At 41.9% G+C, this 13459-nt stretch carries 11 protein-coding genes; 2 read left to right on the top strand and 9 right to left on the bottom strand.

Features of this window, described 5'->3' with window-relative positions:
- Nucleotides 1–143 precede the first annotated feature (143 nt).
- The 4 genes from J2S23_RS09005 to udk form a co-directional block, all read right to left on the bottom strand.
- On the bottom strand, nt 144–1481 hold the full coding sequence (locus tag J2S23_RS09005) for a D-alanyl-D-alanine carboxypeptidase family protein (RefSeq protein ID WP_307122392.1): 1338 nt from the start codon (nt 1479–1481) through the stop codon (nt 144–146).
- Nucleotides 1482–1592: 111 nt separating this feature from the next.
- On the bottom strand, nt 1593–2201 hold the full coding sequence (gene sodA, locus J2S23_RS09010; RefSeq protein WP_307122393.1) for a superoxide dismutase SodA: 609 nt from the start codon (nt 2199–2201) through the stop codon (nt 1593–1595).
- Between the two features lie 81 nt (nt 2202–2282).
- Nucleotides 2283–3311 carry a DNA polymerase III subunit delta gene (holA, locus tag J2S23_RS09015; RefSeq protein ID WP_307122394.1) on the bottom strand — a complete coding sequence of 343 codons (1029 nt, stop codon included), beginning with the start codon at nt 3309–3311 and terminating at the stop codon, nt 2283–2285.
- Between the two features lie 165 nt (nt 3312–3476).
- On the bottom strand, nt 3477–4103 hold the full coding sequence (gene udk, locus J2S23_RS09020) for a uridine kinase (RefSeq protein WP_307122395.1): 627 nt from the start codon (nt 4101–4103) through the stop codon (nt 3477–3479).
- A 166-nt stretch (nt 4104–4269) separates the two neighbouring features.
- Between udk and J2S23_RS09025 the strand changes: the two genes are divergently transcribed.
- Entirely contained in the window at nt 4270–5253 is a 984-nt protein-coding gene (locus J2S23_RS09025) for a Gfo/Idh/MocA family protein (RefSeq protein WP_307122396.1), read from the top strand.
- Nucleotides 5250–6338, top strand: coding sequence for a DEAD/DEAH box helicase (locus J2S23_RS09030; RefSeq protein ID WP_307122397.1), 1089 nt, complete (start codon nt 5250–5252; stop codon nt 6336–6338). Before J2S23_RS09025 ends, J2S23_RS09030 begins: the two co-directional genes overlap by 4 nt.
- Before the next feature lie 233 nt (nt 6339–6571).
- Here J2S23_RS09030 and J2S23_RS09035 read toward each other — a convergent pair whose 3' ends face one another.
- From J2S23_RS09035 to metG, 5 genes are all read right to left on the bottom strand, one after another.
- Nucleotides 6572–7984, bottom strand: a complete 1413-nt coding sequence (locus tag J2S23_RS09035; RefSeq protein ID WP_307122398.1) for a polysaccharide deacetylase family protein — start codon at nt 7982–7984, stop codon at nt 6572–6574.
- Between the two features lie 71 nt (nt 7985–8055).
- The gene (locus tag J2S23_RS09040) at nt 8056–8832 is read right to left on the bottom strand and encodes a hypothetical protein (protein WP_307122399.1); all 777 of its coding nucleotides are present in this window, start codon (nt 8830–8832) and stop codon (nt 8056–8058) included.
- Nucleotides 8833–9033: 201 nt separating this feature from the next.
- A complete protein-coding gene (locus J2S23_RS09045; protein ID WP_307122400.1) occupies nt 9034–10704 on the bottom strand; it encodes a phosphoenolpyruvate carboxykinase (ATP) in 1671 nt (556 codons plus the stop codon).
- A 172-nt stretch (nt 10705–10876) separates the two neighbouring features.
- The gene (gloA, locus tag J2S23_RS09050; protein WP_307122401.1) at nt 10877–11254 is read right to left on the bottom strand and encodes a lactoylglutathione lyase; all 378 of its coding nucleotides are present in this window, start codon (nt 11252–11254) and stop codon (nt 10877–10879) included.
- A 125-nt stretch (nt 11255–11379) separates the two neighbouring features.
- Nucleotides 11380–13440, bottom strand: a complete 2061-nt coding sequence (gene metG / locus J2S23_RS09055; protein WP_370868709.1) for a methionine--tRNA ligase — start codon at nt 13438–13440, stop codon at nt 11380–11382.
- Between the last annotated feature and the right edge of the window lie 19 nt (nt 13441–13459).

Below are 13459 nucleotides of genomic sequence, written 5' to 3' on the forward strand. Positions count from 1 at the left end.
AAAATTGGATCAATCATTATCCTAAGAAAATACTGAACTATTTGTCTCCTGCACAGTTTCTTAAAAATGGCTAACTTCTACTTGAAATTTAGCAAGGGATCAAAAAAGAAGCTAGACAAATCCAGCTTCCTGTTGTGATAAAACTATTTCGTTTGTTTCATTTTGTGACCGCGGCGGTCTTTGCGGCTCCGCTTTTCAATAAGGTAGATCAAACCAATAACAACAAGAATGGCTGATAGGACCCCTAAAAAGAGTTGGAGAAAACCACCTTTTTTATTGGTTTGAGCACTCGTGTCATTGCTATCTGAATTGCCAAAACCAAAGAGTCCAGATGATTTAGCAACAACTGCTTGTTGCTCAGCCACTAAGGGAGATACCTTAGTCAGGCCATTAGAAACTGTAACGTGATTATCGGCATAAACCAAATCAACTGTTTGGCCAACTGGAACAGTGCCATAGATTGGTTCCTCAAGCGTGACCGTTTTCCCTGAAGCCTCTGCTTTTCCTGCTGGTGCTATTTGCTGGTAATCGTACTCTGAGAACCCTTTTTCCAAGAGCGCATTTAAAAATGGGTGGCGGTAAAACTCTCCATTTTGGTCCGACCAATCTCCGACACCCATCAAGACAGCAATTAATTCTTGATCTTCTCGTTTAGCGGTAGCTGTAATGTTAAAACCCGCACTCGGGCTGGATCCTGTTTTCAACCCATTGACCCCTTCAAGGGCGTACTTGCCATCTGGAAGAGAATAATTGTAGGATTTGAAGGTCTCCTCATAAGGCGTTCCCGCTTTGATGGTGATGTAGGACTCCCCAGTGTAATCTAAAATACTAGGAAAACGATTGACAAAATGGTAGGTTAAGATAGCCCAATCTCGGACAGTTGTCTCGTTTGGACTATAAATATCGTGGCGCTGAACCGCATAGTGCCCTTGGAAAGCACGTATCACTGCTCCTGTTCCATTATTAATAGTTGTATTTGTCATGCCTAGCTCAGCTGCCTTTGCCGACATCAAATCAATAAAGGCATCTGGATCGGGTTCAACCAAGTTAGCTAACATGAGGGTTGCTGCATTGGATGATGGTACTATAGTCGCTATGATTAGCTCAGCAACAGTATAGTCGACACCTGCCACAATCTTGTTATTGCTAATCTCATAGATACTAGCGATGGCCTGGTCTGTTTCAGTCGCAGTCACAATCGTATCTGGGTTGAATTTTCCATTTTCCATGGCCTCAAACACGAGATATAAAGCTAACATTTTGGACATGGACGCAGGGTCACGGAGCGTGTCTGCGTTATCCTCCCAAAGGACATCGCCTGACTTGGCATCGATGATGATGGAGGCTTTGGGTTGATTGCTTTCTAAGGCATCGGTATAGCCAGCATTATGCGTTATCTCAATCAATGAATTGGCGGTAACAACACCTGGCTGTAAGCTAAAAGCAAGAGCTATGATCCAACTGATAAACTTTTTCTTCACACTGTTCTCCTAAATTGTACTACCTTTCTAGTTTACCATATCTCTAAGAGAGATTCTACAGACAAATCAAAAAAATCCGAGAAAACTCTCGGATTAAAAGGGGGTACTCTTTTATGCTTTAGCTGCCTTATACAACTCATCAACCTTATTCCAGTTAATGATGTCAAAGAAAGCTTTGATATAATTTGGACGAACATTGCGATAGTTAAGGTAATAAGCATGTTCCCATACATCAAGACCCAGAATTGGTTTTAAGCCGTCCATAAGTGGTGTGTCTTGGTTTGGCGTAGAAGTGACTTCTAATTTACCGTCTTTGTTCACAACGAGCCAAGCCCAGCCTGATCCAAAACGAGTTGTTGCGGCTGTCGTGAATTTTTCTTTAAAGTCGTCAAATGAACCAAAGGTCGCGTCAATGTCTGCTGCTAATTCTGACGAAATTTCTGTCTTCTCAGGGGACAACAATTCCCAGAAAAGAGCGTGGTTTAAGTGTCCTCCGCCATTGTTAATCAAAGCTTGACGGATATCCGCTGGGATTGAGTCAACATCTGACAAGAGTGCTTCTAAGTCTTCACCAATTTCAGGGTGTTTTTCAAGAGCTGCATTGGCATTTGCAACGTAAGTTGCATGGTGCTTGTCATGGTGAAGTGTCATTGTTTCAGCATCAATCTGCGGCTCTAAAGCGTCGTATGCATAGGGAAGGTCTGGTAAAGTAATAGCCATAATCTTGTCCTCTTTTCATTATAATGGTTACTTTTATGATAACGTTTTTTGCAATCCTTTTCAAGAATTACGTTCTATTTTTCAAGAGGCTATTTTAAACAGAGCTATTTCAAATAGATAGCTTTTGTCATTAACACCCGTTTTAATCTGATAGTCCGTCTCGATCAAAACCTTTAGGGCTTTTTGTACCTTGAGCATCGGCAGATTTTTGCTATCTCTCAAGGCATACTTGACCTGGTAAGGATTAACCTTACGTCCCAGAATATCAGATAAAATATTAACCATCTGTGTTTCTGTTTTTCCTTGGTCTAATAAGGTTTTAACCTGAGCATAGAGACGCAATTGGGTCACCATTATGGCAATGAGTTTCACCTCATCTTCTCCCTGTAAACTCAAATCTTTGGCCAGTTGGCGTGCCGGTTCCATTTGTCCCTTCAGTGTGAGCTGAGTTAAATCAAAAATGTTATCCTGCAAACTTTTTGGAATGGCCATTTCAATATCGTGATGAGAAATCGCGCCAGACCCTTTATAGGCTTTTAAAAGAGCCAAGTTTTGTTGAATCTGGCTAAAATCAAAATTAGATTTAGCTAGAAGCGTCTCAAATGCACTGCCTTCCATGGCAAAGCCCATCTTCTGAACTGCTCTGGTAAAATAGGCTCGCAATTCTGCTTCTTTGGGGTCATTAGTCTCAATCAAGAGTGCATCACGCTTTAGCAGTTTGACCATGCGCCGCTTGCCATCTAACTTACCTGGTATTAGGAGGATCAATTTGGTTGTTTCCACTGGATTTTCTAGGTAATTTTCCAACCGCTCTAACTGATCATCAGAGAGAACCCTTTTCTTGGCAGTGGTCAAATCCAAAACATGGTCCAGTATTACCAGCTTTTCCTCAGAAAAGAAAGGTAGGGATTCTAAATCCATAGCGACGTCGTCAAAATTAGCCTCTCGCACATCAAAGTAGGCCTGAGACAGATCACTGGGTTCATAGGCCAGCTTTTCCAGCAATCGCGCTTTGACTTGGCTAAATTGACCGATATCATCCCCAGCCAGAACAGTTAAGGCTGGCAAGTTTTCTCGAGAAATGTCCTCGACCCGTTCAATCGCTAACATAGCACTCCTCTCTAATCCTATAGTTTTAACTGATGACATTTTGCAAAAATACACTCTTTAAGCTCTGTATTCTTCAAACCTAAAGACGCAAACAGTTAAAGCTCACCTAATATGCTCACATCATCCGACGCTGACTTAATAGCAGGTCACCCTACTAGATTAAGTTTACTTTCTCTCACTTAAAATAGCTGCAATCTTTGTGGTGATTAAATCTAGCGCAACTGTATTGCTGACGCCTTCTGGAATGATGATATCAGCATACCGCTTACTCGGTTCAATAAATTGATGGTACATCGGTTTAACAACACCGAGGTATTGGTCGATAACGCTGTCCAAACTACGTCCACGCTCAACCATATCCCGCTTAATCCGACGAATGATCCGAACATCATCATCTGTGTCCACGAATAACTTAATGTCCATCAACTCACGGAGACGTTTATCTTCGAGAACTAAAATCCCCTCCACAATGAAAACATCCTGTGGCTCTTGACGATAGACCTGATTTGACCGTGTATGCGCTGCATAATCGTAAACAGGTATATCAACCGGCCGACCTTCCAAAAGTTCCTTTAGTTGTTCAATCATCAGGTCTGTATCAAAGGCCAAGGGGTGGTCATAGTTCGTTTTGATGCGTTCGTCAAAAGTTAAATGAGCCTGATCTTTATAGTAGGAATCATGCTCAATCATGGCAATCTTTTCATCTGGGAAATTTGCTAAAATAGCACGGGATACCGATGTTTTACCACCACCAGAACCACCTGTCACGCCAATAATAATAGGTTTTTTCATCCTGACCTCACTCTATTTTTTCACTCCTTTCATTTTATCATAAATGGCCTTAAAAGCGTATAACTTTCTCTAAAATGACAGATTGGCGTTTAGATGATTGAAAAAAATGCTCTAGCAACCCTTTTCGTGGTATAATCTAGAAAGAAAGACAGGACAAGGAGACGCTATGTTAAAACTCGGGATTATCGGTACAGGTAATATCGCCCACCAATTCATTCAAGCAGCTCAGCTGGCTGGTGGCTATTTGTTAAGCGCCATCTATTCACGACGGTTAGAAACCGCTATTCAATTTGCCCTGCCTTATGGGGATGTTGAATTATATACAGAACTAGAGGCTTTCGTGGCTAGTGATCTCGATGTGATTTACCTGGCGAGTCCAAATAGTCTGCATTATCAGCAAGCCCTGATGATTTTAGAAGCAGGTAAACATTTAATCGTTGAAAAGCCAGCCTTTTCAAATCCGAAAGAATTTGCTCATATTATTGAGGTTGCTGCCAATAACCAAGTTCTGGTTTTAGAAGCGGCTCGCAATTACCATGAGGCCAACTTTGACATTATCATAGATTTTCTAAAAGACAAAACCATTTACGGTGCTAGTTTCAACTTTGCGCAATATTCTTCACGCATGGAGAATTTATTAGCTGGCATTTACGATAATACCTTCCAAGGAAAAATGTCTGGCGGAGCCTTAGTTGACCTAGGCATTTACGAAATTTATGCTGCCTACAGACTATTTGGACAGCCTAAAACAGCTCGATATTCTGCCGATTTATTACCAACTGGGGTTGATGTAGCGGGGTGTGGACAACTGATCTATGATGATTTTCAGGTATCAATGATCGTCCGCAAAAACGCGCAATCAAGCCTAGCTAACGAGATTTATACAGACCAAGGAACCCTCATTCTTAACCATATTCAGGGACTCCAATCGGCACAATTTCGTGGACTTGATGGCAATACTAGAACCATTCCTTTAAAATCTCTTCAGCATCTGATGTTAGAAGAGGCTCAGGTTTTTGAGACCATCCTTAGCAAACCTGAGGAGCATCAAGACCTCTATACCCATCTCCTGACCGTCGCGCAACAAGTCAATCAAACCATGACCTTGATGCGTCAAGACGCCAATATCCAATTTGAGGCCGACTTATGAAAAACAAATTTCCACCCATTTGGCAAGACCAGCTAGACCAGCTGGACTTTAACCAGTTTACGCCGATCCAAGAAAAAGCCTTTGAACCTATCCGTGACGGGAAAAGCGTCTTAGGCATCAGCCCGACTGGAACAGGTAAGACTCTGGCTTATCTCTGGCCCTTGCTTTCCTCCCTGACCAGTCAAAAGGCACAACAGATTTTGATTCTGGCTCCAAACACAGAGCTTGCTGGTCAAATTTTTGACGTTGCTAAGGCTTGGGCCGAACCATTGAACCTGACCTGCCAAGTTCTCATTTCCGGTTCTAGCCAAAAGCGTCAGATTGAACGGCTCAAAAAAGGCCCTCAAATTATCATTGGAACTCCTGGTCGTATTTGGGAGTTGATTAAGATCAAAAAACTCAAAATGATGGCTGTAGATAAGATTGTCTTGGATGAATTTGACCAACTGTTTGAAGAAAGCCAAGCACACTTTGTTAACCATATTCTCAATCATGCTCCTCGCGATTACCAACTTATTTACATGTCAGCAACGGATAAGTATAAAAAAGACCTGATCGCAGAAGATGTGGTAACCATCGATGTCCGAGAAACGACCTCTCTCAGTAACATAGACCATTATTACCTTGACGTTTCAAAGCGAGACAAGATAGACTTGCTCCGTAAAATGTCTAACATTCCTGATTTCCGAGGGTTGGTTTTCTTTAATAGCTTATCTGATTTAGGCGCGAGCGACGAAAAGTTAACTTATCGGTCTGCTAATGTGGTTTCTCTGGCCAGTGATGTCAATGTTAAGTTCCGCAAAGTCATCCTTGAAAAATTTAAAGCTAATGAGATTAATCTCTTATTGGCCACTGATTTAGTCGCGCGAGGAATCGATATTGATAATCTGGAATGCGTCATCAACTTTGACGTCCCAAGAGACCTAGAAGTCTATACGCATCGGTCAGGGCGAACAGGACGTATGGGAAAAAATGGAGCTGTCATCACCCTCGTTTCCCATCCTGAAGAACTTAAAAAACTCAAAAAATACGCCAAAGTTCAAGCTATCCGCCTAAAGAATCAGGATTTTATCATCGAAGACTAGGTTCTATTAGTAATTAAAAAAGACATTTGCAATGGCAAATGTTTGAGAGCGTAGACCAACTTTGTTTTCTGGGCTAATGATATTCAAAAGCTCAATCAATGATTTTACATTAATGAATTTTTAGCGAGCGAGGCGAGCAAAAGCAGAAACTTTCCGCTGTGATAAAAGAGCCTGAAACTATTACGTTTCAGGCTATCGTCTGAAGACATTTGCGATGGCAAATGTCTTTTTCATTAATACCCATACAGCTCATTAATGGTCACAAAATTGTACCCCTCTGCCTTGAGATAGTCGATGACTGATTGAACAGCATCAACACTGGTTTGATGGATATCGTGCATTAAGATAATGCCCCCCGGATGAACATGGGCTTTGACCTTGGCCAAGATAGCTTCGGTATTCCGAGATTGCCAATCAAGAGTGTCAACCGTCCAATTAACAATAGGGATTCCTGCTGCTTGGGCTACAGCAGCATTGGAACTGCCATAAGGAGGTCTTAGAACAGTTGGCCAAACACCCGTTGCATTATAAATCGCTTGTTGGGTATTGCCGACTTCAGCCTGTACTTGAGTTGCTGATAGCTTGGTTAGATTCGGATGAGACCAGGTGTGGTTAGCCAATTGATGGCCCTCTTGGACCAACTCTTGAAGCAATTGTTCGTTTCCTGAAACCTTTTGTCCGAGGATAAAGAAGGTCGCTTTGACTTGGTTTTGACGAAGTATCTGTTGTAATTGTTTGGTCGTATTCGGATCGGGACCATCATCAAAGGTCAGGGCGATAACCTTACCAACTGCAACAGGATTAGGACCTTTTGCCCTTAGGGCGGCCTCTTGAGCTAACCGTTCTTCTTCTGCTGCTTTTTCTGCCAGGTAGTTATCGTAAGCTACCCTAGCTTCCCCAATCAATAGATCTGTGTTGATGGCTTCATAGCAGTCAGAATAGAGCATTTCAACGGGTGTATAGTTAGCCCCTAAAGGAATGATTAAGCTGTGATTTGTCAGAGTCATTGGGAGGGATACTGCCGTTTGCGAGATTTGATCCGCAGACAAAGCAATTTCTTCTTCAGACCAGCCCGAATGGATTAACTTTTCAGTTACTTGGTTTATAAACGCCTCTTGATCACTTAAAAATGTTTCAAGAGTGAAGAGACCACCATTGTCTTGCCAGTAAAAGCGTTTGAGTTCCAACTGCTCCTGAACAGCAATAAAATCTGTATCATCTGCCTTATAGGTCGTCTCTAATAGTTGAATATCCTTGATTCCACCTAAAGGACTTTCCAGAGTTTGATACTGAAACTGGATCAAATCAATAGTATTATCGTTTGAAGCGATACCAATACGCTCCATTTGAAGAGCTTCTAAACCTTCTATGGGATTGCCTGATACGTCAGCAAGAACTGATAGGAGAGCTAGAGGATGGCCGTCTTGGTTAAACTTGTCTTGAGTTGTAAGGCCTTGGTCTTGATGATTTTGGATTTGATTGGTTAACAATTGATTGGCGGACAGCTCCAAAGCTTTCCGTCTTTCTTCTTGTTTATGGTTTTGCCAGCCTAGAAGGACTAAAAGGCATAAAAGGAGGCCACCCGCGAGTGACCAAATAAGCTTAGGAGAACTAAAGGGTGTGTGTTTTTGTATCTTTTGACTCATACCACCTATTATAACATAAATCATATCCTTAATTTGATGATTTTTTCAAAAATTATATCCGAACGATATGGCTATGTCTCTTCTTCTAAGATACCCTCCGCTAAGAAAGCTTCTATATCACTGTATGGAAACTCCAAATAAATTCTTTCTTCATCAAAATTAAGGACCAGACGATCTACTCTGGGATCAAAAACGCCAACGTCTAAGTTTTCTTTGAGCTCAGTGAGCTTGACCTCTGCTTCTGCCTCAGTAAAACCGCTTGAAACCATCTTTTCCTTGGCTACGCTCTCAAAGGCCTCACCATCTGAAAAAATATCTGAATAGGTCAACCGGTCAAGGGTTCTACTGGTATCCTCCAGATTTAATTGCGTTCCTTCTTTAAAAACATAGTAACTGTCAAGCACTGGACTAGGTCCACCTTTAGCCTGAAATTGATTATTCTTATAGGAGAGGTACCATTCCGTTAGGCTTATCCTTTTGATGGATGCTAAGCCTGTGTCAGAAACCAGAGAATCAAAATGGACCAAATCGACATGATCTAGTTTGCCTGCTTTTTTCTGTTCTTGTAATTCTTGATACCGGCGGTCAAATACAGCATTGTCAGTTTCATTTCTATCGCTTGTACGGCTTGTTCTAAGGGTTTTCACATAGGATAAGCCGCTTCTGTCAAGCTCAAAGATAGAATAAACGGATAGAGCTTTATGACTTTCCATTCGATGGTTGACATACTGTGTCAGAGCTTCGTTGGCGACTTTTTCTTGTCTTTTTTGATGAGCGAACCAGACTCCAAAACCAAGAATAACTAATGCTACTAGCCCAAGGAAACTAAATTGCTGTTTTTTTGACATCCTAATCACCTCTTTCTCTTTCTATTATAGCAAAAATAGCTTAAGTTTTGAAGGCGTTTTCAATTTTAGTGCTATGCAATCGTTTAAAGGGTATACAGGTTCCTTTGAGACTAGCCCTACCCAAAAACGCATTTGGAATTCATTTCCCAAACGCGTTTGTTTAGTCTTTTCCTCTATACTATATGCAAGGAGTATCGGTTCTTATCCTTCTGAATCCGCTTCAGATGCTTCATTTTTAGGTAATAGATTTACCAATTCCTGAACATGTTTGATGGCTTCTACTGGCAGAGGTTGGCTTGGATTGTCTTGGTTAAATTGCAAAAGGAAGTCCAAACGGAACTGCAAACGATCGCGAAGCAAATAGAGATACGCATCATCAAAGTCAGGGACTTCGTAACCTTCAATGTCCGCATATTCAAATCCTACCAATGGGCCAAACGGTTTAAAGTCAGCTGTCCCATCAACAACACCCTCAATCAAGGCAAGTGTCGCTTCCTTGGTAACATCCTTACCAAGATAAGCTCCAGTATTGACAATGTAGCAATCTACCCCTGACTCAAAGAGTTTTTGGAAGTTGGTAAAGTCATCTACCAAAGGATACACTCGGAATGGGTTGGCATACGGTTCAATAACCAGTGAGTCGCGGCTCTCAGTCGTGTTTTCAGCTGTGCTCCGCTTAGTAGCTAGGGTACAACCAAATGTCGTTGCTAAAACAGGATCTTTAATTTTAATGAGAGGTGGTAGAGCATCATCTTTCATGATCCAGAAAATAGCATCGATCGGTTCTTCAACCTTATCCACACGGTTAGGCGTTGAATAGCGTGATTTCACCGTCCGACCGTTACCATTTCGGATATCCTCTGTGACCAGTACACGCTCAAGATTTTCATTAAGCGCAACTCCACAGTTTTGAACAGTAACAAAGTATTCTTGCTCTGGGTGTCCAACAGGATAATCGTTAGTCTTGTCAAAATAACTCGGTTCTAAAGCCACCGAAGATCCATTTTCCATCGAGATGATAAAGGCATCATCGTGAAGGACTTTGACATCATATTTACCATTGTGTTTAGCATGGGTAAGCGTAGATTTCCCAGAACCTGACAGACCAAAGAAAGATGCAACGAGGGCCTTATCTTTGGTTTTAAATTCTTTTAGACCACCGTGACAAGCTGCATAGTTGTTACGGGCAGCTGTTCCCCAAGCCATGGTCAGTGTTCCTTTCTTGATTTCACCAAAATAGTTCATCCCCAAGATAGCCGCACAGTTGTGTTTAGTGTCAAAATAAGCTAAACCATCTGGGTAGTCTGGATGAGACCAGGTTGGATCAAAGAAAATATAGATGTCATTTTCGTCATAAGGAACAGACTCTTGTAGGCGTTTATAGTAGGCATCATTGAGGAATTGGAAATTTAAGAGCCAAGAATAAAGGTTTGCCACTTCGTGTTCTGGCATAGTAATATGAGCTCTTACCATAAAATCTTCGTCCAAGCCCACAACCGCACAGGCTTTCAAAAATGGGAAGAAACTAGATTGGTAGACAGCTTCACGGACAATCGGCAAAAGTTTTGCATCTTCTTCTGGTTTTTGCCCCAAAATCCGTCTTGCTTTAGCTGTACGACCAACAACAGCCCCATCATTGGTGAGAATAACACGCGCATCTTCAGGTAATCCAAGTTCTTTAGCGTGAGCAACTTTTTGATGAAGGAGGACTGCATTAGGGGCAGCTGAAACCAAGTGATAAACTTCTTCCATCGATTCGATCTCGCGCACATTATTCCCGTAAAAGGCCGTTTGAACTGTAGCCTTTAAAGGAGAAATAAAGCCGCTTTTCTTAGAAAGCAATTCATTACTAAAGCGATGATGTGTGACCATAAAGTTACCTCTCTTTCTTTAATATCCTTATTATACACCTTTTTATTTTATAAAGAAAGCGTTTTCAACAAAAATTGTTATTTTTTTAGCAAACTAACAAGAATTTTCAGAACCACTACTGGAAATGACAAAAAAGATGCCATACGGTTTTCCGTCTGCATCTTGCATGGTTTTATTTTTCGCGGATGACTTCAATCTTATAGCCATCTGGGTCTGTAATAAAGTAATAACTTGGATCTGTCCCAGGCAATCCTTTGAGATCCGTTACAGTATAGCCAGCTTCCACGTGTTCTTTGTGCAAGCCCTCAAGATCGTCAACACTAATGGCAATGTGTCCATACCCATCACCAATCGTGTAGGGACCATGATCATAATTATAAGTCAATTCCAACTCATAAGTATCTCCTGGCAGTGTTAAGTATACTAGGGTAAATTGATGCTCTTCAAAATCGCGACGACGGGCAATCTCAAATCCTAATGCCTCTTGATAAAAAGTCAATGATGCGTCTAAATCCTGAACACGATAACAGGTATGTGCCATTTTTGCCATATGTTTATCCTCCATTTGATGATATTTCTATTCTACCGTTTTTAAGGAAATAATACAAAAATTTAAAACGAAAAGACCTCTGGTTAACTCACGAGAGGTCTTTTCTGATCTTTCTAGGCGTATTGTTAGCCAATCACACTGCCGTTTGGAACAGATGGATCAACGGTTAAGAGGGTCAATTTGCCGTCATGCTCGGCAGAGAGGATCATGCCTTGACTGACGTATTTTTTCATCATTTTACGAGGTTTGAGGTTGGCCACGATTTGGACCTTGAGGCCGATTAGCTCTTCTGGATTTGGGTAGAAGTTGGCAATCCCAGATAAGATTTGACGGTGTTCGGCATCCCCTGCGTCCAAACGGAACTGGAGCAATTTGTCAGAGCCTTCGACTTTTTGACAGTCAATGACTTCTGCCACACGGATTTCCGTTTGGTCAAAGTCTTCAAACTTGATTTCAGGCTTGTTGAGGGTTAATTCCACCTCTTCTGGCACCCACTCTTTTTCCGTTGCAGGTTTGCCAGCAGCCATTTGGTCTTTGATGTAGGCAATTTCCTCATCCATATCGAGACGTGGGAAGATCGGGGTCCCTTTCGCCACCACCGTCACATTTTCTGGGAACTGACCGAAGGTTAAATCTTCCATTGCTGAAACCTCACCGAGGCCCAATTGGCTAAAGATGCTGGCTGCTGTTTCCATCATAAATGGAGCGATTAAATGAGCTACCACGCGCAAGCTTTCCGCCAAATGCGCCATGACAGAGCCAAGGTTGCCTTTTTGGTCCTCATCTTTAGCCAAAACCCAAGGTGCTGTCTCGTCAATGTACTTGTTGGTGCGGGCAATCAAGCTCCAAACAGCCTCAAGCGCACGCGGGTAGTCCACCAAGTCCATGTACTTGTGGTAGTCTGCGATGGCTTGTGTAGCCACAGCTTCTATGTCTGCGTCAAAGTCCGTCTGACCAGCAGAGAGGCTTGGGACTTGTCCGTTAAAGTATTTGTTAATCATAGCAACCGTACGGTTGAGGAGGTTTCCTAGGTCATTGGCCAACTCATAGTTGATACGTCCAACGTAATCCTCAGGCGTGAAAGTGCCATCAGAACCGACTGGCAGGCTACGCATGAGGTAATAGCGAAGCGGATCTAGACCGTAGCGCTCCACCAACATTTCAGGGTAAACAACATTGCCTTTTGATTTGGACATCTTGCCATCTTGCATAACAAACCAGCCGTGAGCGACCAAACGTTTTGGTAAAGGAATATCTAGAGCCATTAAGATAATCGGCCAGTAAATACTATGGAAACGCAGGATGTCCTTAGCAACCATGTGATTAACATTAGATGCTACATTGAACTCCCACACTTTACCGTTTTCGTCTGTCCATGATTTAATTTCTGTTTGACCAGTCCAAAACTGCTCAAACTTGGTCGTGTCATGCTGCCCATAACCAAGGGCTGTCGCATAATTCAAAAGAGCGTCAATCCAGACATAGACCACATGCTTCGGATTAGATTTAATCGGTACGCCCCAAGTGTGTGTTGTACGAGAAACTGCTAAATCTTCAAGACCTGGTTCGATAAAGTTTTTCAACATTTCGTTCATCCGACTATTCGGACTGATAAAATCTGGATGTGCTTTAAAGAAAGCTTCTAAATGCTTTTGATACTTACTAAGCTTAAAAAAATAAGATTCTTCAGAAACCAATTCAACTTGATGTCCTGATGGTGCAACACCACCAATCACATTGCCGTCTTCGTCTCGGAAAACTTCAGCTAACTGGCTCTCTGTAAAGTATTCTTCATCTGAAACCGAATACCAACCAGAATATTCGCCGAGATAGATATCGCCTTGCTCTAATAATTTTTCAAAAACTTCTGCGACAACAGTTTCATGGTAATCATCCGTTGTTCGGATGAATTTATCATACGAAATATCAAGTAACTCCCAAAGAGCTTTCACACCTACTGCCATACCATCAACATATTCTTGTGGTGTCAATCCTGTTTCTGCAGCCTTAGCTTCAATTTTTTGACCGTGCTCGTCAAGACCAGTCAAATAAAAAACATCTTTCCCCATCAAACGATGATAACGCGCCAAAACATCACAGGCAATGGTCGTTGTAGCATTTCCGATATGAAGCTTCCCAGATGGGTAATAAATCGGTGTGGTAATGTAGAAATTCTTTTCAGTCATTTTTTTCTCCTTCGAGGCG

Origin of the sequence: Streptococcus moroccensis (assembly GCF_030812835.1) — a bacterium.
GTDB lineage: Bacteria > Bacillota > Bacilli > Lactobacillales > Streptococcaceae > Streptococcus > Streptococcus moroccensis.